Below are 24897 nucleotides of genomic sequence, written 5' to 3' on the forward strand. Positions count from 1 at the left end.
TAAAACAGAATTCAGCTTAATAAGAGATATTTTACTCAAGGGAAGGGAAGCGTGATGACCAAAGAAAAAGACCCAGCAAAAGTGATAAATCCTTCACCCGCTAGGCATGTTGGGGGTTATCAAAAGCGTCTTTTCCCTGTGGATATCCTAACGGAATACCCTAATAATCAAGGTTCTGCGGACCTTCAGCTGATCGTTAATGCGCGTGACGGGAAGGACTATGCGGTTAAAAAGCCCACCGATGGTAAAGGGAAGGTCCCCGCAAGCGAGCTTGTATGCTACGAGTTGGCTTACCGGGTGACAATCCCCACCCCAAATTACGCTTTCATCAGATTATCTGACGGAACGCTTGGGTTCGGATCACTCTGGGAAGGCGGCGTAAAAAAACTATCTGACATGCATGATGTTATGCAGATTCTTAAGGCCAAAATCAAGGTTAATAACCTCAAGACCTTCCTTAGCCGGCTATATGCTTTTGATATTTTTGTAAACAATGAAGACCGCCACTGGGGTAACTACCTGTGGAGGCAGAGCTTTGACAACAACTTTATCGCCCTGGCATTTGATTTCAGCAGGGCCTGCTTTGAAACCGGCCATGACTGTTATGATGCGCTTCACCCAGACTGCAACACTCAAGACTCGTTCATGCTTATTAACTTAACCATGAATTATGACCGCACCGAAGCGATTGCTTGCTTGGATCAACTTGCCGCAATATCTGTTGAGGATGTGGAAGAGATCCTAGAAAACATGCCGGCTGGATGGCTGACAAAGGCTGAGAAAAAAAGCTATACTGACTGGTGGAAGTCACAAGCCAGGATCGATAGGATCAATACTATCAAAAGGAGGATCTGATGAAACACTTTAAGTACTCAATAATAAAGTACATGCCAGATCCTAAGCGCGGCGAGGTCATCAATATTGGCTTAGTAGTGTTTTTACCAGATAAACTCGACGTCCGCGTAATAAATGCTTCCGCCAAGCTTCGGATGCTCGACGGTAGCTCTAGCATGGATGATATTGAGAATCTGAAACACTCAATAGAAGAAGTTTCCGAGCTTGCCGGCTCGGTAGAGCGATCGCTTTCTATATTGAGAGCTTTCCGTTCGCCTAGCTACTTATCTGATCCTGGCGAGTTCGTAATTGACGACGACAATCAATACGAACAGCGGGTTAGAAACCTGTTCAATCTTCTTATTAAGCCACACTCTACCAAAGAGAAAACGGTTCGCACCCCGCGCATCTTGAGCCACTTGAAAGACAAGTTTGAATCGATGGATCTGCTTGCAAAAAACACCGATGACCTTAGCAGACACAAAGTAGTATACAATTACCCTCTTAATGAAAAAAGTGGATTTCACGCAGACTTCATTTTAAAGAATGGGAAGTTTCATATAACTGAAGCTATAGATTTCAACGTGAACGATCTTAACTCCAAACTAAAAGAGACCTCTATGAAAGTTATGACCTTCATGGAAGGCCGAAAGGCTCTCGGAGAAAACACTGGGAGCTACTTTGTTTACACCGCGACCAGTACTATCGAAAAAGAAATCACTTCACACCTTAACATGGCGAGCGACTATAGCGATGAACTCTTCAATCTAGCTAATGCCAAAGACTCAGCTCGTTATTTTGATATGATTTCTTCGCTAGCAGGCCATAATAGACTTTTACACTAATAAGTTAAGGAGCCCGCTTCGGCGGGCTTTTCTTTGGGTATCAGAAAGGCGCCTCCTCCTCAATCCTCTCCTCCTCCCAATCCTTTTCAACGACTAGGTCGTCGCGATCCTCGGCGCTCTGCGGCTCCCAGCGAACCGTCACGCTCTCGTCGTCGTTGAACGTCAGGTCCAGCTCCGGCGTCTCGGCCAGCAGTCCCATCACCTCCTCCCACTCCATGTCTCCATCCGTGTCCAGGCGATGGATTGTCACCCAGCGCTGCGACTGCGCGATCCGGTGATTGATCATCGACGACACCCGCAGGCCCAGCCGCTCAAGGGCTGTCATCTCTTGGCGCGCTTGTGGGGTCGACTTCTTCTGCTTGCCCATACCTTCCTCCGTTAACTGTACATACATCCAGTATTAGGCAGAGCTTACCCGAGCCATCGAACGATGCAAGCCCGGAGAGCGGATTAGGCACTCATGAAAAAAGTTAGGCATTACCTATTTACAAGAATTAGGCATTGGCTTATCTTTCATTCCATCGAGGCGCTACACAGCCCCTCGGGAGGCCCTCAAGCCTCACCGCTCTTTCACATTGATGGGAACCTCGCGGATCGATCCCGGCAACGGCACAGCGCGAGCAATAAATTCGATCCCCATGCCAGCTCTGGAACTGGCCAGCTCGAAGCCATGCGGCGCGCTCCCTCACTGAAAGCGTCAAGCGGGCCAAGGGTTGCGCTGCAACCGCTCCCTGCCGGGATGCCCTCAGAACGGGCGTCGGTGCCTGGCACAGTGCGAGCAGCGAGGAAACACAGATTTCACTGGCTGGCCTTGGCGACAGGGCCAGACGGGAAATCGATTGCTCACGCGGCGTCGCGAAGGCAAGTGAGTCAAAAATATTGAATCCGACAGTTGCCTACTGGGTCAGGATTTATGAACGCAGTAAATCTGACGAGGTAACAGCAATGACTATCGAAGCAGAGACACTCGCTCAACTTACCGAAGCGCTCCAGAAGCGCGGTATGTTCCTAGTTTCAGACGTCGCATTTACCAGAGCGCCGTACCGACATAACCACCGCTGGACCTGCATCGTAGAGTGAAAATTCTTATTGCCGGCGGCTCAGAGTAGGCCTCTACCGCCGGCTCCTCTTCTGATTCATCCCACATTCGGCAAGACCGGGTTTCTTTCCTATCCCCTCCCCAACATTCGACCGCATTGGCAGGCACCAGGCCACCCTTCATGGTGGGTTTGGTCACCCGCGCCTGACGCCTGGCCAATGCGGTTGGCTACCGAGGTTCACAAGATGAGCAAATACACGGAGGAAATTGTTCAGGCCGCGCAGGGGCTCGAAAAAGCAGAAGCCGCTCACAAGGTCGCAGCAGAGCGACTTGCCGCTGTCCGCAATCACTGCGGCCAGCGTGGCTACTCGGTCACAGTAAACGGCGTGACTGTAGCGGTTTCTGAGTGCGACAGCCGCACCTACCAAGGGACGCTAATCCGAGGCCGAGAAATGATTCACCTAGGCGCGCTCAAGGCCCTTGGCGCAGAGCTTGATGCGGCAGAAAAGCGCGTTCAGGAATGGCGCGCCTACCTGGCATCAATCGTTATCAAGTAACCCACCACCTGGAGGCGACCATGGGCGCACTTCGAGCAGCACAGTTTGAGTACGACAACCGGATGCCGCCGGCGGTGAGTGAGAGCTCGCCGGAGGAGCGCTGGATCGACGACGGCATCGCTGAGCTGATGGCGCGCCGCGACGTAGTGTTTCAGCGCCGGATGCGCCCGAAGCAGGGTGTCACCTATGAGCGCTTCGCCCAGGCGGTGGATGAGTTCGTTATGGGTCAGCTTGGCCAGCCGGATATCAGCAACACGGTGCTGGGCCGCCTGGTTCTGGCTGCGCGGTGCAAGGTAACCAGCGATGCAGCAGCGGCAGCCGACGAGATCCTGAGCGTGGCCAACCCTGAGTCGGCGCTGGAAGAGATCGCCCGCCAGCTGCTCACCCCCTTCGCCAAAGAAGGAGTGCTGGCCCAGGCCGAGGGGGCGGAATGAGCCCTCACACCATCGCCGTCAGCGCGATCAACGCGGCTATCGAAACGATGCTTCTGCCGGGCTCTGGCCTGGTGGAGGACGCCAAGGCCGAGACCCTGGTGGTCGCCTACTTCTCCCTCCTCGCCATCGACGCTGAGGAGTTCAAACACTACTGCGAGCGCATCCGGCGTATTGCCGAGCGGCGCAAGGAGGCTGCATGACTACGCCGATCTTCCCGTCGATCATCGACGACCAGGTGGCCGAGGTCGCTCAGGCCGTGCCAGACGATCGAATCTTGCTGGTGTTCAAGGGCCTGACCATGGAAGACGCCATGAACCAGGCGCGCCTGGCCCACATCGAGAACCCGGCAGCCTGGTCGGGCCGGGCCTACCTATGCGGCATGTGCACCCTGGCCTACGAGGTGCGGACATGAAGCTGGAGCGCTCGATACTCATCACCTTGGCTGCCCACGAATCAACCTTGCAGCAGATCAAGTCGTTGACGGCTGAGATCGGGCTTCACCTTGGCCGATGCGAGAGCCGATACGAGTTGATTGGTCCGAAGCCTGTCAATGAATCCCCCGAGCTTGGCGATCTGCCTTGGCCGAACGGCAGCGAAGAGCACTGGAACATCCTGTACGACGAGAAAAATCGCCGAAAGACGCATATGTGGGATGCATTCCGAGAGTGGTCTCAAGATGAAGATCGAGGTCTAAATGACGAAGAAGTGATGGATTATCTGCTCAAGCAAGGATGCGTCCACTGCACCAGAGCATTTTACTTCGTCAGGGAGCGCAAGAAAGCGCGCCGCGACCTCGGCAACTTCCGCCGCTCGCTGAGAGCGCTCGGCAAGTCGGCGATCGCGGCCCTGGATCCTAAGCCATGACCATCTACCAGCGTGCACGCCGTATCGCCACCTGGCGCGGCAGCTTCATCGCCCTCACCTTCTGCACCGGCTGGCTGCTCCTGAGCGCTCTGGCCGGCAACATCACTTCCTGATTCAACGCACCCGAGCCCGGCGGGCCCTTAGGGGATAACCGGACCTACCCGGAGCGTAAGCGGCGAGAGCGCGCAACCATCCACCGCAGCCAGGGCCTGGAGCGTACCTCCGTGCCTGGGTGACCTGGCATTTCCCCTTTCAACTGACGGCGCCGGCCTGGCGCGAGGTTTTCTAATGTCCGCAGAACAGAAACTGATCGCGATCGAAGAGATCAGCGAGGAGAACGCCCCGGCCATCTACGTGGCCGGCGGCCTGAAGCAATTTATCGACCTGGTGAAGGCCGAGGTTGAAGGTGAGGTACCCGATCTGACCACCCGCAAGGGCCGTGAGCGCATCGCCAGCCTTGCCGCGAAGGTCAGCAAGTCGAAGACGGCCGTCGAGAAGCCCGGCCGCGACTACCTGCGCCGGCTCAAGGAAATGCCGAAGGTGGTCGAAGCTGAACTGCGCGAGTTCGTGACCAAAATGGACGCGCTGCGGGACGAGACGCGCCGGCCACTCACCGAGTGGGAGCAGGCCGAGGCCGAGCGAGTTAAAGGGCATGAGATGCGGATGCTTGGCCTTCGCGCCGAAGCTTCAGATCTTGGTTCCCTAAACACCGAGGAACTGCTGAGCAGCATCGCCAGGGTCGAAAGCGTGGCTTTGGACGACTCCTGGGAAGAGTTCGCCGCCGAGGCTGGCCAGGTGAAAGACCAGGTGCTGGCTGCGCTGCGTGAAGCTTTGGCCGCGCGGCAGAAGTATGAAGCAGAACAGGCCGAACTAGCCCGCCTGCGCCGCGAAGCAGAAGAACGCGCCGAGCAGGACCGCATCAGGCTGGCACAAGAGGCCGCGGTCGAGGCCGAGCGGCAGCGCGTGGCCCAGCAGCAACAAGCAGAACGCGAAGCGGCAGCCCGTCGTGAACAGGAACTGCTTGACCAGGCCGCTGCGCAAGAGCGCGAAGCCGAGAATCAGCGCCTCCAGCTCAAGTTGCAGGCCGAGCAAGCCGAGCGCGCCCGAATCCAGGCTGAAGCCGACCGCGTTGCCACCGAGCAACGGATGGAGCAGGAGCGCCAAGACGCCGCACGCCGGCAAGAGGAAGCAGCCGAGCAGGCCCGCCAGGAAGAACGCCGTCGGGCCGATGCCGCTGCCGCCGAGATCCTTCGCCAGCAAGAAGCACGCGAGGCCGACAAGGCGCACCGGGCGAGCATCAACCGCGCCGCCCTGGAAGCCTTCATGGCCGAGGGCATGCCAGAAGCTTGCGCCAAGCAAGCGGTCACCCTGATCGCCCAGCGCAAGATCCCGAACATCGCCATTTCCTACTGAGGTCGCCATGAGCCAGGCAGTAGCCATCATCTCGCAGGACATTTACGCGCAGCGGAACCAGTTCGCCAATGTGCTGACTGACCGCTCGCTGAACTTCGAGCGCGAGGCCGAATTCGCCATCCAGGTGATCACCTCGAGCGAGTACGCCACCAAGGTGGCAATGCAGAACAGGCAGTCGGTGGCCAACGCGATCACCAACATCGCCGCAATCGGCATCAGCCTGAACCCGGCCAAGAAACAGGCCTACCTGGTACCTCGAGACGGCCGCATCTGCTTGGACATCAGCTACATCGGCTTGATGGACCTGGCCATGTCGACCGGCGCAATCCGCTGGGCCCAGGCTGAACTGGTCTACGCCGCAGACGCTTTCAGCCTGAACGGCTTCGACAAACCGCCGACCCATTCCTACAACCCGTTCGCCAAGGATCGCGGCGAGGTTATCGGCGTGTACGTGGTGGTCAAGACAGCCGACGGCGACTACCTGACCGAAACGATGAGCATAGAGGATGTGAACGCCATCCGGGACAGGTCCAGCGCTTGGAAGGCTTGGGTCAGCAAGAACAAATCCTGCCCATGGGTCACCGACCCGGGCGAGATGGCCAAGAAGACCGTAGTGAAGCGCGGTTACAAGTACTGGCCGAAGACTGAGCGCCTGGAGCAGGCGATTCACCATTTGAACACGGACGGTGGTGAGGGTCTGGCCAGCCTGGCTGGCTCGGCACCCACCGACCCCGAGATGGTGAACAACTGGATTGCACTGGCACAGAAGGCCGGCAGCCTAGAAGCACTGACCGATGTGTATCAGCAGGGAACCGCAGCCATGAAGCAGGCAAAGGATGCAACCGGACACGCTCGCTTCAAGGCCGAGGTCACCAAGCGCGCCGACGCCATCAAGGCAGAGGCGGCGCCCATCGAAGGCGAATCTGAGGAGGTGTTAGATGGAGCAGCGTAGCGCTGAATGGTTCGCGGCACGCCTTGGGTGTGTGACCGCCAGCCGGGTGAAAGACGTTATGGCAAGCGGCCGAGGTGGCGCGCCATCTGCGACCCGCAAGAACTACATGATGGAGCTGCTGTGCGAGCGCCTCACCGGCCAGCAAAGCGGACCTGACCTGTCCAACAAGCCTGCCGTGCAGCGCGGCGTCGAGCTTGAGCCGTTTGCCTGCATGGCCTACGAGGCCGACAAAGGCCTGATGGTGGTCGAAACCGGCCTGGTCATGCATCCGACAATTGCTGGCTTTGGTGCGTCACCGGATGGTTTGGTAGGCGACGATGGCGTGCTGGAGATCAAGTGCCCAAACACTGCGACCCACATCGCCACCATGCAATCTGAGCGTCACGACCCGCAGTACGAGTGGCAAATGCTGGCCCAGATGGCCTGCACCGGCAGGGCCTGGGCAGACTTCGTCAGCTACGACGACCGCTTGCCAGAACCGCTTCAGTACGTTTGCCACCGCTTTGAGCGCGACTTCAAGCGCATCCGCGAGATGGAGTCAGAGATCAAGGTGTTTCTGGAAGAGCTCAGCGACCTGGAAAAGGAGATGCGCGAGCGAATGAAGGAGGCAGCATGAACCAATCAATCGACCTGGAGGCCGCAAAAGCGGCCTTCTTCGCATCTGGCGGCCAGCTTGTGGTGCTGGAGGGCTTCACCTACCGCCCGCTACCGCAGCGCAAGCATCCTGAGCCGAAACCAAAGAGGCTTAAGCCGGCGTCTCCCGCAAAGGAACACCCTCAACAGACACGTGCCAAGGCTCGCGCTGCACAGGTATCCGAGCTTGCCAAGACCATGACCTGTGGCGAGGTGGCTGAGCTCCTCGGAGAAACCAAGACCGCTCTATGGGGTGTCGCAGCGAGGGGAGGATTCAGGTTCTTCAGTCCGCCGAAACCGACCAGACCGGAGAAGGTAAAGGCCGAGCCGAGTCAGGAAGATCGCGACCTCGCCGACAAGATCATAGCCCTGCGTGATTCCGGCATGTCCCGGTGGGGCGTGACACTGGAGCTAGGCATTGGAAACTGCAGATTCGCCCGCATCCTCGCTGCGTTCGACATCGACTTCCCGCTCCAGCGGAATCGGGGGTAGGCCATGATCGCCACCATGTCTCAGCCTGTGCCAGCCGTGAAGTACGCGGCCGCCATGGCCAGATCCACTGGTCAGCCTTGGGGCGTATACCGAGGAAACAAGCGTCTACTGGTGGTTATGCCGTCTGGCTCGACGAAGAAAACGCCCATTGAGGTGTGCCACCCATGAGACGCATCCAGAAGCTCACGCAGCAGCGTCGCCGCCAGCTGCACATACACATCCCGCCCAGCGGAATCATGGAGGCGCCGTATGGCGATGTCACCCAGGGAACGCGACGAGAAGCGCCGCGCCAAAGCCGAACGGTTACAGGAAGAAGACCTGCGCTTGAAGGTTCGACCAGGGACTAAACAGGCCCTGCTGGAGCTGATGGAGTGGGCCGGCATCGAGGAACAGGGCGAGGCGATGACGCTGATGATTCATCACATCGAAGCGCTCGGGCATCACGCATTATTCAGGATTACGCGCCACGAAATCGAAGCTCACCGATCTGTGGCGCGGTCTGAACCGCTGCGGCTGTCAGCCAGGAAACGAACCGGCCAGCACCTGCGAGCGATATGCGGCTGGGCGGACGCCACTTACAGCCAGATGATCGAGGCGCTGATCCACGGCATCCACGCTCTGGGCAGGCTGCACGCAGCGAAGTTTCTCACCCCGCCACGGCATGAAATCAGCATATCGCCCCGCATGGCCATGGCCTTCGACCGGAAGAGCATGCTGATGATTCAGCAGGATCCAGGGGATGAGGTTATCCAGCCTATGGCAATGAGGGGTCTGGCTGGTATGGCCCAAGAACTTTGTTGATGTTTGGCCAGACTAGGTAGGCCTTCCAGTTCTCATTGTCGTTTGAGCAGTAAACCAGGAATTCGCTACTGCTATCCCTGCTGACTCTGTATCTGATGATGCCGCAGCTTTTTACCTTGGCTTGAGCCAACGACGAGGAGATTGCGGTGTTGTATTCCCAGTTCCAATCGCCTGGATACTTGTCCTCTACAGATTCAGCTTGGGCTCCAAACGGAAGCAGCAGCGCTGCCAATACCAGAAACCTCTTCAATCCAGCACCTCCATGGCCCGGCCCCATGCCGGTCACCCGTAATACCCCATCCCAAACCAAATTGCCACCATGCCGCCACCAGCACGGAGGGCGGCGCATGCTCAGGAGATTCCGCATGCAGAACATCCCGCCCCGCCCGACAGCCGACAAGGCAATGATCCTGGAAGCCTGCAAGGTGGTAGCAGAGAAGCTGGACGGCGCCGACGCCGAGACGATCGCCCAGCACTACCGACGCCACATGGATGGCTTCGAACTGGCGAAGGAGCTCGACAAATACGCCTACTGGGACACCACCAGGGATGACATGGAAGCGCTGGATGAAGTCGATGCCCTGGTTGATCAGGCGGAGCGTAAGGCCGTGAAAGCATGGGCTGAAGAGCATAACCCACAACCTCCGCTGCCTATTGGAACTCGCATCACGCAGGGCGTAATCACTGGAATCTACGATTACGAGCCAGCCACCTACCGGGTCAAGGAAGATGGCTGCACCAACGACAGCCGGAGCCTTCTGATCAAGTTCGAGAACGCTGTCGCCGCCTGACCCTCCGGCGCTGCCCGCCAGCGCCTTCCCCTCTCAAACGATGAACGCCTCCCCGGAGAGGGCGGCGCCTGCCTGGAGACACCATGAAGGTTCAGATCAGGACGCTCTACAAGTGCGGCTTCTGTGGCGACATCCACGACGATGAAGATGGAGCCCGGGAGTGCTGCCAGCCAGAAGTGGAGGAGATGTTCGAATGCCCGGTATGCAAGACCATCCATGACGGCGAGGACGAAGCGCGCTTGTGCTGCGAAAGCGACTCGATCAAGTGCCCATCCTGCTACAGGGACCATTCATCCATCACGCTGTCGTTCCAGGCAATCAAGATCGCCGGCCACTGCACCACCTGCAACCCGATGTTCACCATCGACCAGCAGCAGGCCATTCAGGACCTGCATTACCACGAGACCGGGCGCCGCGAGCACCTGTTCGACTGATCCTCGACCGAGACCACTATGACCACAGCAATCGACCTGTTCGCCGGCCTCGGCGGATGGAGCACCGGCGCGCGCGCCGCAGGCGTCCAGGTTCTCTGGGCGGCAAACCACTGGCCAGATGCCGTGAAATGGCATGCAGCCAACCATCCCAACACCGAGCATGTCTGCCAGGATCTGCACCAGGCTCGCTGGGAGCAGGTACCTGCTCACGACATCCTGCTCGCTTCGCCGTGTTGCCAGGGGCACGCCAAGGCCCGCGGGAAGAAATCGGGGAACCCTGAGCATGACGCATCGCGCTCGACGGCCTGGGCGCCGGTAGCGGCCCTTGAGTTCCACCGGCCGCAGGCAGCCATCATCGAGAACGTACCGGAGTTCACCGACTGGGTGCTCTACCCGGCTTGGTTGCAAGCCATCCAGGCGCTGGGGTATCAGGCAGCGCCGCACATCGTGGACTGCGCTGACCTCGGTGTGCCGCAGCACCGGGTGCGCCTGTTCATGGTCCTGACGCGCAGCAAGGCCCCGCTGATGCTGCAGCTGCCGCAGGAACGGCATGTGTCAGCCGCCAGTTTCCTCGACTTCGACGCCGGGCGCTGGTCACAGATCGAGAAGCTAGGCCGGGCCCAGGCCACGCTCGACCGAGTGCGCAACGGGCGCCAACGCTTCGGAGATCGCTTCATCATGCCCTACTACGGCAAGGGCTCCGGCACCACCGGCCGCGACATCAACCGGCCGATCGGCACCATTACCACCCTAGACCGATGGGCTCTGGTCGACGGCGACCGCATGCGGATGCTCAGCGCCAGCGAGGCCCTGGCCGCGATGTCATTCCCAGCTGACACCCTACGGCCGGACAATCACCGGCTGACCATGCACATGGCCGGCAATGCGGTACCACCGCTGGCCGGTCAGCGAGTCATCGAGGCCTTGATGAAGGCCGCATGACCGAAAGAGCACATCTGTACTCCATCCAGCTGTAACCCCTCTCCCAATTATTTCGAGGCGGCGATTCGATCAGCGGCGGGAGGGCCATCAGAGGCAATACGGCGAGCACGACCAACCCCCCAGGCCAGAGCTCGAGTCATCGACTCCCCTGGTCGCGAATCGAAGGCCTCCTCATGGATAGCCATACCGCTAGGGGCATAAACCCCGATGAACATCTGCGTCGTACCTCCCCGCGACAGTCGCACCTGAACATCAATATGCGTTCCATCGCTGAGGGTTTCGTCGTGAGTACGGTGGTGAAGCGTTGGATCAGCCCACCCCCAAAAAACCTCACCGCGAATCCTCATGTCGACCTCCTACGAGTTTAGTTGTATGCCACAGGTGAACTCTCACCATAGCCAAAGCGAGGCGAGACGCAATCTCGGTATCGCAGCTTGAGAACTGAATCGGACCATCGGCCGATTTTCTTGTACCGAACCCAACCACTTGTACAACTCACTGCCGCGATATGGCGGCCAAGGACGAAGTCATGCCTGCAGAAAAGCAACCGGCTTGGCCGGACCATTTCCGATACGCCGACGATATCAGCCCTGACGGGGTGACGATCGTGTGTCATCGCTTCGTAGTGCTGCGCGAGTCTGAGCATTGCTACTGGATTGTCCACGAGCGAGAAGAACACTGGGCCCGGCGCTCTCTCGAAAGAGGCGAGAAGACCAGTCGAATCAAGCGCGTACTCAAGGCATCACATGGTCGGCGCTACGCATACCCCGACAAGGCGAAGGCCCTGCACTCCTACAAGATTCGCAAGCGGCGCCAGATGGGGCATGCAGAGCTTGCCATGGAACGTGCAAAGGCCGCGCTAGAGGATCTGAAAAGCGTCGAAGCCATCGAGGACAAGCACCTTTGCTCTGGTGGGGACTTCATCAAAGAGCTCAACTGGGAGGACTATTGATGACCCGCCTCGCCCTCTGCCTCCTGCTGCTGGCCACCGGTGCCAGCGCAACCGAGAACGTCATCGACGTGCAGCACGACAGCAAGCGCGGCGTCACCTGTTACCTGCTCAATGGGGTCGGCATCAGCTGCATCCCCGACAGCCAGCTGCAGGCCGGCAACCAGCGCCAGCTCTCCCCGCACGAAACCCAACCCGAACCTACACCCGCTCTGGCGCCTGGGCGCTGGATTGATGAGAGGTATCAGCTGTGAGCAAGTACCGTAAAGGTCAGCTTTACACCCGTCGCATGCGCCCGTCCGACGACAGCGACAGTTGGCGCCTGGCAATGCGGCTGGCGTTTTACACAACGATGCTGCGCAGTGGCGATTACAAGAGTGCATACGTGCTCTGTCGCCACGGTGTGAAAGGGATAATGGAGGTTGGTCGGAGCCGTAAAGACCTGACCTCAACCCTGTTCATGTCAGGTTGCCGCACCTTCAAGGATATCCAGCGCAAGAGCAAGTTCGGCAACATCGAGCGCGCCAAAGCGGCCAAGGCCAAGCAGGTGGCGCCATGCCCGACCTGATCGAAGTGAGCGCGTCGAACCTCTCCGGGGAGGCACTGGGCTGGGCAGTTGGCACGGCCGAAGGGCTGGATGTGTACTTGGAGCCGCCCGGGTACAACGGCGTGCCTTGGAGGGTATTCGCCCGATATCAGTGCCAGGCCATCGAGCACGCCAAGCGTTTCAACCCCTGGGAAGACTGGGCGCTGGCAGGTGCTCTGGTCGACAAGTATCGCGTATGCCTGGATTTCAAATGCGGCCTGTGGAGTGCGCTTGGAGAAGAATGGGTCGCGGGCTGCCACACACCACCGGTTGCGATTTGCCGCGCCGTCGTCACCGCCACGCTCGGCGATACCGTCCAGGTGCCCAAGGAACTGATGTCATGACCGAAGTTCATCGCTACAAAGTCGTCCAGATGGTTTCTGAGGCGGGAGGATGGATTGGCTACGACCCGCACGGGCCGGAAGTCGTGATGGCCTCGGCGTACGACCAGCTCAAGGCCGAGAACGAGGCGCTGCGCAAAGATGCCGAACGCAGCAAGAGCATGCTGTTGGACGCCTGTGTGCAGATCGGCTCTATCGGCGAGGCCATGGGCCTGGATATGGACGCCGACGCCGACATGATGATCGGCACAGCCCGAGATCTGATCAATGGAATGAACCGCATCATCCAGGAATGCCCACTTGGTAGCCCTGGCTTTGCCATCGCCACCGAGGTGATGGGTGAGCTTGGCGTGCAGCAGGAGGACGAATCATGATCCTGCCCATGATGTACGTAGCCTTCCACCTTTACAGGTGGCCGCGATGACCTGCATCCGTGTGGAGTACGGCTATGTGTGCATGTCGCCGTTCTTCAGGTTGCCGCTAGCAGACGGCACGCGGGTGTTCATGTCCTGGCACAACTACCTCGGCCCGACCTTCTTCCGCGACCGAAATGAGCAGCGCGAGATCGAGGACTGGTACGAAAACCTGCTGATCTGTGACGCCCTCGACTGGTTCTGCAAGCGCGGCCACCGCGCCTAACCCCTTCCCCTACTACTCAAGCCCGCCGACATGCGCGGGCGAGGATCCTGCATGCTCGAAAACATCGAGGTGGTGCGCATCAAGCGCTTCGCCACAAACACGGCTGGCCGCGATTTCGCGGTCGGCGACATCCATGGGCACTTCACCCGGCTGCAGTCTGCCCTGGACGCGGCCGGATTCGATCCGGCGGTTGACAGGCTGTTCAGCGTCGGCGATCTGGTCGACCGCGGGCCAGAGTGCTGCGACGTGCTCGAATGGCTGGCCAAGCCCTGGTTCCACCCGGTGCGCGGCAACCACGACGACTACGTCTGCCGATTCGACACCTGCGACGTAGACAACTGGGTCTACAACGGCGGCGCCTGGTTCGCCGGCCTAGCCTGGGACGAACAGCGCGAGTTCGCCGCCCAGTTCCGCGAGCTGCCGATCGCAATTGAGGTAGAGACCGCCGAGGGCCTGGTCGGCATCGTGCATGCCGACTGCCCTTTCCCGTCCTGGGACGAGTTGCGCGCCAGGCTTGAGGCGCCCGAGAGCGCAAAACAGCTCAAGCTGACCCAGAACACCTGCATGTGGTCGCGCAGCCGAGTTCAGGATGGCGACAAAGAGGGTGTCGACGGCCTTCGCGCACTGGTGTGTGGTCATACCCCACTACGCCAGCCGGCCGTCCTCGGCAATGTCTACCACATCGATACCGCCGGCTGGATGGATGGTCACTTCACCCTGCTGGAGCTTGGCTCTCTCCAGTGCACACCACCAATCAAGCCAGGCGTCAGCCACGACTGGGACTGACCAAGGAGGCATCCATGAACCTGATCGACTGCTACGTCACGAAGATCCTCGGAGAGCCGTACCGCAAGTTCGGCGCCTGGTGGGTCGATGCCGAATACAACAGCTGGGGCAGCGTCAGCACCACCCGGCTCATGTTCCGCACCGAGGAAGCCGCCAGGGCGGCGAAGGTCGGGCACCACTTTCTCGCCTGACCCTCTATATAAAGGAGACACCTATGCGACACGCAGAAAACATTGACCGCTTCCTGCGCCTCGACGAGGTGCTGCACGTGACCGGGATCGGGCGGAATACCGTCTATCGCAGAATCCGTGAGGGCACATTCCCAAAACAGGTTAAGATAGGCCCCAATTCGGTTGCCTGGCGCCAGTCGGACATCACTCAGTGGATGACCTCTTTCGAGCCCAGCGACGACCAATCAGTACATTGAGCAGTACACTGAAACACCAGATTCCGCTCAAGCCCATACCCCATCAGCTTTACAGGTCCACCAGTGGAAATCTTCAAGGAATTTACATTCGAATCGGCCCACCGGCTGCCCCACGTGCCTGCCGGGCACAAATGCGGCCGCCTGCACGGCCACTCGTTCAAGGTCGGCCTGCACCTGACCGGCCCGCTGGACCCGCACACCGGCTGGATCCGTGACTTCGCCGAGGTGAAGGCCATTTTCAAGCCGATCTACGAGCAGCTCGACCACAATTACCTGAACGACATTCCCGGCCTGGAAAACCCCACCAGCGAGGTAATCGCCAAGTGGATCTGGGATCAGGTCAAGCCGCTGCTGCCGGAGCTGTCCAAAGTCCGCATCCACGAGACCTGCACCAGCGGGTGCGAATACTACGGCGACTGAAACACCGCCAAGGTCAGGCGGCCCCTATGCTCAGCACCTGCAGGTGCAGGTAGCCTGCTTCACCTTGCACCTCGCTGAGGTAGGGAAAGCCATCCTCGACCAGCCGCCTGACCGTCTTGCCATGCAGGCTGACCAGGCTCACGTCGCTGACCGCATCGCCTTCGGCAAGCTGCGCTGGCGCCAGGCCATCGAGGCGCCAGAGCATGGTACCGGCGGCCAGGGCGTCATGGCCAACGGCCTGCGCGGCCGAGTACAGGGCCAGATAGCCGTTGCGGCTGACATCCAGGCGGTGACCGCGCCGCCGCCAGTGCGGATGGCTGTCTTCGTCCCCCACGCCGCGGATCTCGAAGTCGTACTCACCATCGGTCTCGTAGCAGCCGAACCAGAACAGCGTGCGAAATTTGCGCCGTGAGATCACATACGCCGGTGCCACCGTGTCGGTGTAATGGTCTTCGCCGGCGTGCAGCCAGCCACCACTGGTAAAGGGCGAATCGCCATTACCTGTGTCACCGATGGGCACGCCTTGAACCTGCCCTTGCGTACTCAGGCGTGGCTGCCAGTACAGCCTGGCAATGAAGCTTTTCTGAGGTTGGAATTGGTAGTGGGACATGCCGTCGAGCCCTCTTCACTGGCGGAAAAGGGAGACAGTAGTGAGTGCTGTTGCCCGCTTGCAGCCGGAACCCGCTCCCAGGCCATGCAAACAAGGCGTGAACGCGGCGAAGGCGCTGATGCCAGCGCTTAGCCCAGCGAGCTGTCGAGAAACGCAGGAGCGATGTAACGCTGGTAGTGCGCTTCGGACAAAAGGAAGAATTCGCGGTCGATGGCATCGCGCAACTGCGGCAGTTCCCAATCGCGGAATTCCGGCAGCAGTACCATGCCGTAGGCTTCCAGATCACGGATCATCCGCGCACCGCGGGCGATCAGCTGGTACGCCCAGCAATATTCCGACTGCTGGTCGACGAAGCGGATGGAGCGCTGCTCCAGTTGCTGGCGCAACAGGCTTTTGTCGAACACCTCGAGCTTGGCCATCATGACCTGCACCAGCAACTGCTCAAGGCGCAGCCACACGGCGCGCTTTTGCGCGTCATCGTAGCCGTTCCAGTGGATCACTTCGTGGTGGAAGCGCTTGCAGCCGCGGCAAACCGTGTCCCCATACACCGTGGAGCACAGGCCGACGCAAGGGGTCTTGATGGAGTTGTTGGACATGAAAAACAACAGCATGGCGGTGGAACACGCGCCCATGTTAGCCCTTTGTCTAACCAGGGTCACTCGTTAAAGTGATGTTCTGCGCCTTACCTTCGGGCTTTTTTTGCCGTAGAATCATCCGGCCTTTTCACAGGCAACAATGTCCGTAGGAAGCTGTTTTCAAAGCGTCACGAGCACAGTTGATCCGGTAGAACGGCGTTGGCCCGGGCCATGCATCCCTCGCATGCCCGCGCCAGCCCTCATCAGCACCCCGTTCTGCAGGCGTAAAACTTTGAAAGCAGCTTCCGTAAGGATTCTTTGCGACCCTGGCCGGGCGGCTCAAAAAGCCGTGGCGGCGCATGGGTGCATTGAATGCTGGATGAGCGTCCCGGACCCCCTTTAGGGACCACTGATGAGGGAAATAACTGTGCTTGAAGCCTACCGCAAACACATCGAAGAGCGCGCCGCCCTGGGCATCGTGCCCCAGCCGCTGAACGCCGAACAAACCGCAGGCCTGGTCGAGCTGCTGAAAAACCCGCCGGCCGGCGAAGAAGCCTTCCTCGTAGAACTGATCACCCACCGTGTACCGCCAGGGGTCGACGAAGCTGCCTATGTCAAGGCTGCTTTCCTCTCTGCCGTCGCCAAGGGCGAAACCCAATCGCCACTGATCGACCGCAAGCACGCCACCGAACTGCTGGGCACCATGCAGGGCGGCTACAACATCGAAACGCTGGTCGCGCTGCTGGACGACGCCGAACTGGGCGCCGTCGCGGCCGAACAGCTCAAGCACACCTTGCTGATGTTCGATGCCTTCCACGATGTGGCCGAAAAAGCCAAGGCTGGCAACGCCAATGCCAAGGCCGTGCTGGAATCCTGGGCTGCCGGCGAGTGGTTCACCTCGCGCCCGGCCATCGCCGACAAGTACACCCTGAGCGTGTTCAAGGTGCCTGGCGAGACCAACACCGACGACCTGTCCCCTGCACCCGATGCCTGGTCGCGCCCTGACATCCCGCTGCACGCCCTGGCCATGCTGAAAATGGCCCGTGACGGCATCGAGCCGCAGCAGCCGGGCTCGGTAGGCCCACTGGCCCAGATCGAAGCGGTCAAGGCCCAAGGCTACCCGGTTGCCTATGTCGGTGACGTGGTCGGTACCGGTTCCTCGCGTAAATCCGCCACCAACTCGGTGCTGTGGTTCTTCGGCGACGACATCCCGTACGTGCCGAACAAGCGCGCCGGTGGTTTCTGCTTCGGCACCAAGATCGCCCCGATCTTCTACAACACCATGGAAGACGCCGGCGCCCTGCCGATCGAGTTCGACTGCACCAACCTGGCCATGGGCGACGTCATCGACGTCTACCCGTTCAAAGGTGAAGTGCGCCGCCATGGCAGCGACGAGCTGGTCACCACCTTCGCCCTGAAAACCGAAGTGCTGCTGGATGAAGTGCGCGCTGGCGGCCGTATCCCGCTGATCGTCGGCCGTGGCCTAACCGAAAAAGCCCGTGCCGAACTGGGCCAAGGCCCATCCGGGCTGTTCAAGAAGCCGGAGCAGCCAGCCGACAGCGGCAAGGGCTTCACCCTGGCGCAGAAAATGGTCGGCCGTGCGTGTGGCCTGCCTGAAGGCCAGGGCGTGCGCCCAGGTGCCTACTGCGAACCGAAGATGACCACCGTCGGCTCCCAGGACACCACCGGCCCGATGACCCGTGACGAGCTGAAAGACCTGGCTTGCCTGGGCTTCTCCGCTGACCTGGTGATGCAGTCGTTCTGCCACACCGCGGCTTATCCGAAGCCGATCGACGTCACCACCCACCACACCCTGCCAGACTTCATCCGCACCCGTGGCGGCGTGTCGCTGCGCCCAGGCGACGGCATCATCCACAGCTGGCTGAACCGCATGCTGATGCCCGACACCGTGGGTACTGGCGGCGACTCGCACACCCGCTTCCCGATCGGCATCTCGTTCCCGGCCGGTTCCGGCCTGGTTGCGTTCGCTGCGGCCACCGGCGTCATGCCGCTGGACATGCCAGAGTCGATCCTGGTGCGCTTCAAGGGCAAGCTGCAGCCTGGCATCACCCTGCGTGACCTGGTCCATGCCATCCCTTACTACGCCATCAAGCAAGGCCTGCTGACCGTCGAGAAAAAAGGCAAGAAAAACGCCTTCTCCGGCCGCATCCTGGAAATCGAAGGCCTGGACGAACTGACTGTCGAACAAGCCTTCGAGCTGTCCGACGCTTCGGCCGAGCGCTCTGCTGCCGGCTGCACCATCAAGCTGCCAGAAAAGGCCATCGCCGAGTACCTGAAGTCCAACATCACCCTGCTGCGCTGGATGATCGGCGAAGGTTACGGCGACGCCCGTACCCTCGAGCGCCGCGCCCAGGCCATGGAAGCCTGGCTGGCCAAGCCTGAGCTGCTGTCGGCCGACGCCGATGCCGAGTACGCCGAAATCATCGAGATCGACCTGGCCGACGTCAAAGAGCCTGTGCTCTGCGCGCCGAACGACCCAGACGACGCGCGCCTGCTGTCCTCGGTTCAGGGCGAGAAAATCGACGAAGTGTTCATCGGTTCGTGCATGACCAACATCGGCCACTTCCGCGCTGCCGGCAAGCTGCTGGAGAAGGTCAAGGGCGGTATTCCGACCCGTCTGTGGCTGGCCCCGCCAACCAAGATGGACGCACACCAGCTGACCGAAGAAGGCTACTACGGCATCTACGGCAAGGCCGGTGCACGCATGGAAATGCCAGGCTGCTCGCTGTGCATGGGTAACCAGGCACGTGTGCAGACCGGTTCGACCGTGGTCTCCACCTCGACCCGTAACTTCCCGAACCGCCTGGGCGACGCCACCAACGTGTACCTGGCGTCGGCCGAGCTGGCTGCCGTGGCTTCGATCATCGGCAAGCTGCCGACCGTCGAAGAGTACATGCAGTACGCCAAAGACATCGACAGCATGGCTGCCGACGTCTACCGCTACCTGAGCTTCGACCAGATCGCCGAGTTCCGCGAAGCGGCTGCCAACGCCAAGATCCCGGTGGTACAGGCGTAAGCTGAGCGGCAAGTTGTAAGCTGCAAGCCACAAGAAGAAGCCCTGGCAGAAATGCCGGGGCTTTTTTGTTCCTCGCCGGCCCTATCGCTGGCAAGCCAGCTCCCACAGGGAGCGCACCAGGGTTGTCAGGTGCTCGCCACTGCATCTTCAGCGCGTGTGACATCTTGTGGCAAACACCTGTCAGCCCTGGTGCGCTCCCTGTGGGAGCTGGCTTGCCAGCGATAGGGCCGCGCAGCGGCCCCGCTTGAGGCCGAGCGAAAGGGGTGGGTTAGAAGCTGTCGCCAGGCACGCGAACCCAGCCCTCCATCAGCACGCGAGCACTGCGGCTCATGATTGCCTTGGTCACTGTCCACTCGCCGTTTACCTGGCGGGCTTCGGCGCCGACCCGCAGCGTGCCCGAGGGATGGCCGAAACGCACGGCGCTGCGCTCGCCCCCGCCCGCCGCCAGGTTGACCAGCGTACCGGGAATGGCCGCCGCCGTACCGATCGCCACCGCCGCGGTGCCCATCATGGCATGGTGCAGTTTGCCCATCGACAAGGCCCGTACCAACAGGTCGATCTCGCTTGCCATTACCGCCTTGCCACTGGACGCCGTGTACGTGCTGGGTGGTGCGACGAAGGCCACTTTCGGTGTGTGCTGACGCCCGGCAGCCTGGTCGACATGGTCGATCAGGCCCATACGCACGGCGCCATGGGCACGGATGGCCTCGAAGCGCAGCAGCGCTTGCGGGTCACCGTTGATGGCGTCCTGCAGCTCCGTGCCGGTGTAGCCGATATCGGCAGCATTGATGAAAATGGTCGGGATGCCGGCATTGATCAAGGTGGCCTTGAAGGTGCCGACACCCGGCACCTCAAGGTCGTCGACCAGGTTGCCGGTCGGGAACATGGCACCGCCGGCGCCGTCCTCGTCCGCAGCCGGGTCAAGGAACTCCAACTGCACTTCCGCTGCCGGGAACGTTACACCATCCAGCTCGAAGTCACCGGTTTCCTGCACCTCGCCTTCAGTGACCGGCACGTGGGCAATGATGGTCTTGCCGATGTTCGCCTGCCAGATACGCACGGTGGCCACGCCGTTGGGTGGAATGCGCGCGCTGTCGACCAGGCCGCTACTGATGGCGAACGACCCGACCGCGGCAGAGAGGTTGCCGCAGTTGCCGCTCCAGTCGACAAAGGCCTTGTCGATGCTGACCTGGCCGAACAGGTAATCGACATCATGGCCCGGCTTGATGCTGGGCGACAGGATGACGGTCTTGCTGGTGCTGGAGGTCGCGCCGCCCATGCCGTCGATCTGCTTGCCGTAAGGGTCGGGGCTGCCGATGACCCGCAGCAATAGCGCGTCGCGGGCAGGGCCTGGGACCTGCGCCGGCTCGGGCAGGTCTTGCAGGCGGAAGAACACGCCTTTGCTGGTGCCACCACGGATGTAGGTGGCGGGTATTCTTGTTTGCGGTACGTGAGCCATTGCTTTGCTGTCCTGTCTGATGGGCATGAGACCCTCGGGATTGCTTTGCAGCCCATCGCCGGCAAGCCAGCTCCCACAGGGACCGTGCTGCCATCGAGATTGCGCGACTCCTGTGGGAGCTGGCTCGCCGGCGATGGGCCGCAACGCGGCCCCTGCTCTTAGGGTTAGGCGGTAGCTTCGAGGAAGTCCTGGGCGAAGCGTTGCAGCACCCCGCCCGCTTCGTAGATCGACACTTCCTCGGCCGTGTCCAGGCGGCAGGTCACCGGCACATCGATGCGCTCGCCGCTGGCCCGGGTAATCACCAGGGTCAGCGTAGCGCGCGGCGTACGCGCACCCAGCACGTCATAGGTTTCGCTACCGTCCAGCCCCAAGGTCTTGCGGTCGGTGCCGGGTTTGAACTCCAGCGGCAGCACGCCCATGCCTACCAGGTTGGTGCGGTGAATGCGCTCGAAACCTTCTGCGACAATGGCCTCGACACCGGCCAGGCGCACGCCCTTGGCCGCCCAGTCACGCGATGAGCCCTGGCCATAGTCGGCACCGGCCACGATAATCAGCGGCTGCTTGCGCTGCATGTAGGTCTCGATCGCCTCCCACATGCGGGTCACCCTGCCTTCCGGTTCGATTCGCGCCAGCGAGCCTTGCTTCACGCTGCCGTCTGCGTTGCGCACCATCTCGTTGAACAGCTTGGGGTTGGCAAAGGTCGCGCGCTGGGCGGTCAGGTGGTCACCGCGGTGGGTGGCGTAAGAGTTGAAGTCTTCTTCTGGCAGGCCCATTTTCGCCAGGTACTCGCCCGCAGCACTGTCGAGCATGATCGCGTTGGATGGCGACAGGTGGTCGGTGGTGATGTTGTCCGGCAGCACCGCCAGCGGCCGCATGCCACGCAGGGTCCGCTCACCGGCCAAGGCGCCTTCCCAGTACGGCGGCCGGCGAATATAGGTGCTCATTGGCCGCCATTCATACAACGGTGCCACTTTCGGCCCGCGGTCTTCCTCGATGGCGAACATCGGGATGTACACCTTGCGGAATTGCTCCGGCTTGACCGCCGCACGCACCACGGCGTCGATCTCTTCGTCACTGGGCCAGATGTCCTTGAGGCGGATTTCCTGGCCATCGACCACGCCCAACACGTCCTTCTCGATGTCGAAGCGAATGGTGCCCGCAATCGCATAGGCGACCACCAAGGGTGGCGAGGCCAGGAAGGCTTGCTTGGCATACGGGTGGATACGCCCGTCGAAGTTGCGGTTGCCCGACAGCACGGCGGTGGCGTACAGGTCACGGTCGATGATTTCCTGCTGGATCACCGGGTCGAGGGCGCCAGACATGCCGTTGCAGGTCGTACAGGCGAAGGCGACGATGCCAAAGCCCAGTTGCTCAAGTTCTTTCTCCAGGCCAGCCTCTTCCAGGTACAGCTGCACCGCCTTGGAGCCCGGGGCCAGCGATGACTTGACCCACGGCTTGCGGGTGAGGCCCAGCCTGTTGGCGTTGCGTGCAATCAGGCCTGCGGCGATCACGTTGCGCGGGTTGCTGGTGTTGGTACAGCTGGTGATGGCGGCAATGATCACCGCACCATCAGGCATCTGCCCTGGCACTTGCTGCCAGCTACCGGCAATGCCTTTGGCCGCCAGCTCGCTGGTGGCCACGCGGGCATGCGGGTTGGACGGGCCGGCCATGTTGCGTACCACGCTCGACAAGTCGAAGCTCAGGGTACGCTCGTATACCGCGCCGGCCAGGCTGTCGGCCCAGAGGCCGGCGACCTTGGCATAGGTTTCCACCCGTTTGACCTGCTGTTCTTCACGGCCGGTCAGGCGCAGGTAATCGATGGTCTGCTGGTCGATGGCGAACATGGCCGCCGTGGCGCCGTACTCCGGGGCCATGTTGGAGATGGTCGCGCGGTCCCCCAGGGTCAGGGCGCGCGCACCTTCACCGTGGAACTCCAGGTAGGCGCCGACCACTTTCTGCTTGCGCAGGAACTCGGTCAGGGCCAGCACCAGGTCGGTGGCGGTGAGGTTCGGCGCCAGCTTGCCGGTCAACTCGACGCCGACGATTTCCGGCAGGCGCATCCACGATGCTCGGCCAAGCATCACGTTTTCCGCTTCCAGGCCACCCACGCCAATGGCGATCACGCCCAGGGCATCGACGTGCGGGGTGTGGCTGTCAGTGCCCACACAGGTATCCGGGTAGGCGATGCCATGTTCGCAGTGCACCACCGGCGACATCTTCTCCAGGTTGATCTGGTGCATGATGCCGTTACCCGGCTGGATCACGTCGACATTCTTGAACGCTTTCTTGGTCCAGTTGATGAAGTGGAAGCGGTCTTCGTTACGTCGGTCTTCGATGGCGCGGTTCTTGTCGAACGCTTGCGGGTCATAACCGCCGCACTCGACAGCCAGCGAGTGGTCGACGATCAGTTGTACCGGCACCACCGGGTTGACCTGGGCCGGGTCGCCGCCCTTGTCGGCGATGGCGTCACGCAGGCCGGCGAGGTCGACCAGCGCGGTCTGGCCGAGGATGTCATGGCACACCACGCGCGCCGGGAACCACGGGAAATCGAGGTCGCGCTTGCGCTCGATCAGTTGGCTCAGCGAGGCGTCGAGGGTGGCCGGGTCGCAGCGACGCACCAGGTTTTCGGCGAGAACGCGCGAGGTGTACGGCAGGCCGTCGTAGGCGCCGGGCTTGATCGCCTCGACGGCCGCGCGCGCATCGAAGTAGTCCAGGTCGGTGCCTGGCAGGGGCTTGCGGTATGCAGTGTTCATATCGTTATCAGGCTCGGTCACGGTACTCGGTATACAGATCTCGCCAATGGGGGCGCTGCGCAGTCCCTGTGGGAGCGGCCTTGTGCCGCGATTGGGCTGCGCAGCAGCCCTGGCGATCCATGCCTCAGCGCTGCTCGATCGGCACGAACTGGCGCTGCTCGACGCCGACATACTCGGCGCTCGGGCGGATGATGCGGTTGTTGGCGCGCTGCTCGAACACGTGCGCCGCCCAGCCAGTCAGGCGCGAACAGACGAAGATCGGGGTGAACAGCTTGGTCGGAATACCCATGAAGTGGTAAGCCGAGGCATGGTAGAAGTCGGCATTGGGGAACAGGCGTTTCTGTTCCCACATGGTCTTGTCGATGGCTTCGGAAACCGGGTACAGCACCTTGTCGCCCACCTCATCGGCCAATTGCTTCGCCCAGCCCTTGATCACCTCGTTGCGCGGGTCGGACTCTTTGTAGATGGCATGCCCGAAGCCCATGATCTTGTCTTTGCGCTCGAGCATGCGCAGCAGCTCGGCAGTGGCTTCCTGCGGGCTCTGGAAGCGCTCTATCAGCTCCATGGCCGCCTCGTTGGCACCCCCGTGCAGCGGGCCGCGCAACGTGCCGATGGCTGCGGTAACGCAGGAATACAGGTCGGACAGGGTCGAAGCGCACACCCGGGCCGTGAAGGTCGAGGCGTTGAACTCGTGCTCGGCGTAGAGGATCAGCGACACGTTCATGACCTTGACGTGCAGCTCGCTGGGCTTCTTGCCGTGCAGCAGGTGGAGGAAGTGGCCGCCCAGGGTGTCTTCGTGGCTGCTGCAGTCGATGCGCACGCCATGGTGGGTGAAGCGGTACCAGTAGCACATCACCGCCGGGAACAGGGCCAACAGCCGGTCGGTCTTGTCGCGCTGGGCTTCAAAGGTGAGCTCGGGCTCGAGGGTACCGAGCACCGAACAACCGGTGCGCATCACGTCCATGGGGTGGGCGTCGCGGGGAATGCGCTCGAGCACTTCCTTGAGTGCGGGTGGCAGGTCACGCATGCCCTTGAGCTTGTGTTTGTAGTCGGCCAATTCAGCCTGGGAGGGCAGCTCGCCGTACAGCAGCAGGTAGGCGACCTCTTCGAATTCGGCACCAGCGGCCAGGTCACGCACATCGTAACCGCGATAGGTCAGACCGGCACCGGCCTGGCCCACGGTGGACAGTGCAGTCTGGCCGGCGACCTGGCCACGCAGGCCCGCGCCACTGAGTACTTTTGCTTCGGCCATGGTGTTTCTCCTTTCTTGAACTTGTTATGGAA

General features: G+C 60.9%; 33 protein-coding genes. 26 read left to right on the top strand and 7 right to left on the bottom strand.

Annotation, left to right across the window (positions count from 1 at the left end):
- Positions 1-54 precede the first annotated feature (54 nt).
- Positions 55-855: a HipA family kinase gene (locus AACG97_RS17915; protein WP_125920164.1), complete on the top strand. Its 801-nt coding sequence runs from the start codon at positions 55-57 to the stop codon at positions 853-855.
- Positions 855-1679 carry a DUF3037 domain-containing protein gene (locus AACG97_RS17920; protein WP_029885830.1) on the top strand — a complete coding sequence of 275 codons (825 nt, stop codon included), beginning with the start codon at positions 855-857 and terminating at the stop codon, positions 1677-1679. Before AACG97_RS17915 ends, AACG97_RS17920 begins: the two co-directional genes overlap by 1 nt.
- A 40-nt stretch (positions 1680-1719) precedes the next feature.
- On the opposite strand, the gene AACG97_RS17925 is transcribed toward AACG97_RS17920, so the two are convergent.
- Entirely contained in the window at positions 1720-2046 is a 327-nt protein-coding gene (locus AACG97_RS17925) for a DUF1654 domain-containing protein (protein ID WP_232555122.1), read from the bottom strand.
- Between the two features lie 917 nt (positions 2047-2963).
- Between AACG97_RS17925 and AACG97_RS17930 the strand changes: the two genes are divergently transcribed.
- From AACG97_RS17930 to AACG97_RS17990, 13 genes are all read left to right on the top strand, one after another.
- Positions 2964-3275: a hypothetical protein gene (locus AACG97_RS17930; protein WP_125920163.1), complete on the top strand. Its 312-nt coding sequence runs from the start codon at positions 2964-2966 to the stop codon at positions 3273-3275.
- 20 nt (positions 3276-3295) lie between these two features.
- A complete protein-coding gene (locus AACG97_RS17935) occupies positions 3296-3709 on the top strand; it encodes a hypothetical protein (protein ID WP_029885833.1) in 414 nt (137 codons plus the stop codon).
- Positions 3706-3909 carry a hypothetical protein gene (locus tag AACG97_RS17940; protein WP_029885834.1) on the top strand — a complete coding sequence of 68 codons (204 nt, stop codon included), beginning with the start codon at positions 3706-3708 and terminating at the stop codon, positions 3907-3909. Before AACG97_RS17935 ends, AACG97_RS17940 begins: the two co-directional genes overlap by 4 nt.
- The gene (locus AACG97_RS17945) at positions 3906-4121 is read left to right on the top strand and encodes a hypothetical protein (RefSeq protein ID WP_016711314.1); all 216 of its coding nucleotides are present in this window, start codon (positions 3906-3908) and stop codon (positions 4119-4121) included. The genes AACG97_RS17940 and AACG97_RS17945 overlap by 4 nt, the downstream gene beginning before the upstream one ends.
- The gene (locus tag AACG97_RS17950; RefSeq protein WP_029885835.1) at positions 4118-4573 is read left to right on the top strand and encodes a hypothetical protein; all 456 of its coding nucleotides are present in this window, start codon (positions 4118-4120) and stop codon (positions 4571-4573) included. Before AACG97_RS17945 ends, AACG97_RS17950 begins: the two co-directional genes overlap by 4 nt.
- Positions 4574-4861: 288 nt before the next feature.
- Complete coding sequence (locus AACG97_RS17955; protein ID WP_029885836.1) at positions 4862-5986, top strand: hypothetical protein; 1125 nt, start codon at positions 4862-4864, stop codon at positions 5984-5986.
- A gap of 7 nt (positions 5987-5993) precedes the next feature.
- A complete protein-coding gene (locus AACG97_RS17960) occupies positions 5994-6938 on the top strand; it encodes a recombinase RecT (RefSeq protein WP_029885837.1) in 945 nt (314 codons plus the stop codon).
- Positions 6925-7554 (top strand): lambda exonuclease family protein, encoded by a 630-nt coding sequence (locus AACG97_RS17965; RefSeq protein ID WP_029885838.1) that lies wholly within the window; start codon positions 6925-6927, stop codon positions 7552-7554. The genes AACG97_RS17960 and AACG97_RS17965 overlap by 14 nt, the downstream gene beginning before the upstream one ends.
- A complete protein-coding gene (locus tag AACG97_RS17970) occupies positions 7551-8063 on the top strand; it encodes a hypothetical protein (RefSeq protein ID WP_029885839.1) in 513 nt (170 codons plus the stop codon). Before AACG97_RS17965 ends, AACG97_RS17970 begins: the two co-directional genes overlap by 4 nt.
- Positions 8064-8312: 249 nt before the next feature.
- Positions 8313-8864 carry a hypothetical protein gene (locus tag AACG97_RS17975; protein ID WP_029885840.1) on the top strand — a complete coding sequence of 184 codons (552 nt, stop codon included), beginning with the start codon at positions 8313-8315 and terminating at the stop codon, positions 8862-8864.
- Positions 8865-9229: 365 nt separating this feature from the next.
- Complete coding sequence (locus AACG97_RS17980) at positions 9230-9655, top strand: hypothetical protein (protein WP_060489023.1); 426 nt, start codon at positions 9230-9232, stop codon at positions 9653-9655.
- 83 nt (positions 9656-9738) lie between these two features.
- The gene (locus AACG97_RS17985; RefSeq protein ID WP_016711325.1) at positions 9739-10089 is read left to right on the top strand and encodes a hypothetical protein; all 351 of its coding nucleotides are present in this window, start codon (positions 9739-9741) and stop codon (positions 10087-10089) included.
- Positions 10090-10107: 18 nt separating this feature from the next.
- The gene (locus AACG97_RS17990; protein ID WP_121757583.1) at positions 10108-11031 is read left to right on the top strand and encodes a DNA cytosine methyltransferase; all 924 of its coding nucleotides are present in this window, start codon (positions 10108-10110) and stop codon (positions 11029-11031) included.
- Between the two features lie 47 nt (positions 11032-11078).
- Here the strand turns inward: AACG97_RS17990 and AACG97_RS17995 are convergent, their stop codons facing one another.
- Positions 11079-11378, bottom strand: a complete 300-nt coding sequence (locus AACG97_RS17995) for a hypothetical protein (protein ID WP_049274152.1) — start codon at positions 11376-11378, stop codon at positions 11079-11081.
- Positions 11379-11560: 182 nt separating this feature from the next.
- Between AACG97_RS17995 and AACG97_RS18000 the strand changes: the two genes are divergently transcribed.
- From AACG97_RS18000 to queD, 10 genes are all read left to right on the top strand, one after another.
- Positions 11561-11983, top strand: coding sequence for a hypothetical protein (locus AACG97_RS18000; protein WP_029888042.1), 423 nt, complete (start codon positions 11561-11563; stop codon positions 11981-11983).
- Entirely contained in the window at positions 11983-12234 is a 252-nt protein-coding gene (locus AACG97_RS18005; RefSeq protein WP_029888041.1) for a hypothetical protein, read from the top strand. Before AACG97_RS18000 ends, AACG97_RS18005 begins: the two co-directional genes overlap by 1 nt.
- Positions 12231-12548 carry a hypothetical protein gene (locus tag AACG97_RS18010; protein ID WP_029888040.1) on the top strand — a complete coding sequence of 106 codons (318 nt, stop codon included), beginning with the start codon at positions 12231-12233 and terminating at the stop codon, positions 12546-12548. The genes AACG97_RS18005 and AACG97_RS18010 overlap by 4 nt, the downstream gene beginning before the upstream one ends.
- Positions 12536-12910, top strand: a complete 375-nt coding sequence (locus tag AACG97_RS18015) for a phage protein NinX family protein (RefSeq protein WP_125920457.1) — start codon at positions 12536-12538, stop codon at positions 12908-12910. Before AACG97_RS18010 ends, AACG97_RS18015 begins: the two co-directional genes overlap by 13 nt.
- A complete protein-coding gene (locus AACG97_RS18020) occupies positions 12907-13281 on the top strand; it encodes a hypothetical protein (protein WP_029888011.1) in 375 nt (124 codons plus the stop codon). The genes AACG97_RS18015 and AACG97_RS18020 overlap by 4 nt, the downstream gene beginning before the upstream one ends.
- A 46-nt stretch (positions 13282-13327) precedes the next feature.
- Positions 13328-13546 (top strand): hypothetical protein, encoded by a 219-nt coding sequence (locus AACG97_RS18025; RefSeq protein WP_029888010.1) that lies wholly within the window; start codon positions 13328-13330, stop codon positions 13544-13546.
- Positions 13547-13597: 51 nt separating this feature from the next.
- Positions 13598-14332, top strand: a complete 735-nt coding sequence (locus tag AACG97_RS18030; protein WP_029888009.1) for a metallophosphoesterase — start codon at positions 13598-13600, stop codon at positions 14330-14332.
- A 14-nt stretch (positions 14333-14346) separates the two neighbouring features.
- A complete protein-coding gene (locus AACG97_RS18035) occupies positions 14347-14523 on the top strand; it encodes a hypothetical protein (protein ID WP_177432075.1) in 177 nt (58 codons plus the stop codon).
- Positions 14524-14546: 23 nt separating this feature from the next.
- Positions 14547-14759, top strand: coding sequence for a helix-turn-helix transcriptional regulator (locus AACG97_RS18040; RefSeq protein ID WP_029888005.1), 213 nt, complete (start codon positions 14547-14549; stop codon positions 14757-14759).
- Between the two features lie 63 nt (positions 14760-14822).
- Positions 14823-15179: a 6-carboxytetrahydropterin synthase QueD gene (gene queD / locus AACG97_RS18045; RefSeq protein WP_009685940.1), complete on the top strand. Its 357-nt coding sequence runs from the start codon at positions 14823-14825 to the stop codon at positions 15177-15179.
- 13 nt (positions 15180-15192) lie between these two features.
- Here queD and AACG97_RS18050 read toward each other — a convergent pair whose 3' ends face one another.
- Positions 15193-15789: a hypothetical protein gene (locus tag AACG97_RS18050; RefSeq protein WP_144188636.1), complete on the bottom strand. Its 597-nt coding sequence runs from the start codon at positions 15787-15789 to the stop codon at positions 15193-15195.
- Between the two features lie 128 nt (positions 15790-15917).
- A complete protein-coding gene (locus AACG97_RS18055) occupies positions 15918-16385 on the bottom strand; it encodes a DUF1289 domain-containing protein (protein WP_009685942.1) in 468 nt (155 codons plus the stop codon).
- A 406-nt stretch (positions 16386-16791) separates the two neighbouring features.
- Here AACG97_RS18055 and acnB point away from each other — a divergent pair, with 406 nt between their 5' ends.
- Positions 16792-19401: a bifunctional aconitate hydratase 2/2-methylisocitrate dehydratase gene (gene acnB, locus AACG97_RS18060; protein ID WP_047149740.1), complete on the top strand. Its 2610-nt coding sequence runs from the start codon at positions 16792-16794 to the stop codon at positions 19399-19401.
- Positions 19402-19669: 268 nt separating this feature from the next.
- Here acnB and prpF read toward each other — a convergent pair whose 3' ends face one another.
- The 3 genes from prpF to prpC all read right to left on the bottom strand — a co-directional run bounded on the left by prpF (position 19670) and on the right by prpC (position 24865).
- Positions 19670-20860: a 2-methylaconitate cis-trans isomerase PrpF gene (gene prpF, locus AACG97_RS18065; RefSeq protein ID WP_144188638.1), complete on the bottom strand. Its 1191-nt coding sequence runs from the start codon at positions 20858-20860 to the stop codon at positions 19670-19672.
- 164 nt (positions 20861-21024) lie between these two features.
- Positions 21025-23613: a Fe/S-dependent 2-methylisocitrate dehydratase AcnD gene (gene acnD, locus AACG97_RS18070; RefSeq protein ID WP_054881603.1), complete on the bottom strand. Its 2589-nt coding sequence runs from the start codon at positions 23611-23613 to the stop codon at positions 21025-21027.
- Between the two features lie 124 nt (positions 23614-23737).
- Complete coding sequence (gene prpC, locus AACG97_RS18075) at positions 23738-24865, bottom strand: bifunctional 2-methylcitrate synthase/citrate synthase (protein ID WP_197885365.1); 1128 nt, start codon at positions 24863-24865, stop codon at positions 23738-23740.
- Positions 24866-24897 lie beyond the last annotated feature (32 nt).

This window comes from Pseudomonas sp. Nvir (assembly GCF_963778085.1).
GTDB lineage: Bacteria > Pseudomonadota > Gammaproteobacteria > Pseudomonadales > Pseudomonadaceae > Aquipseudomonas > Aquipseudomonas juntendi.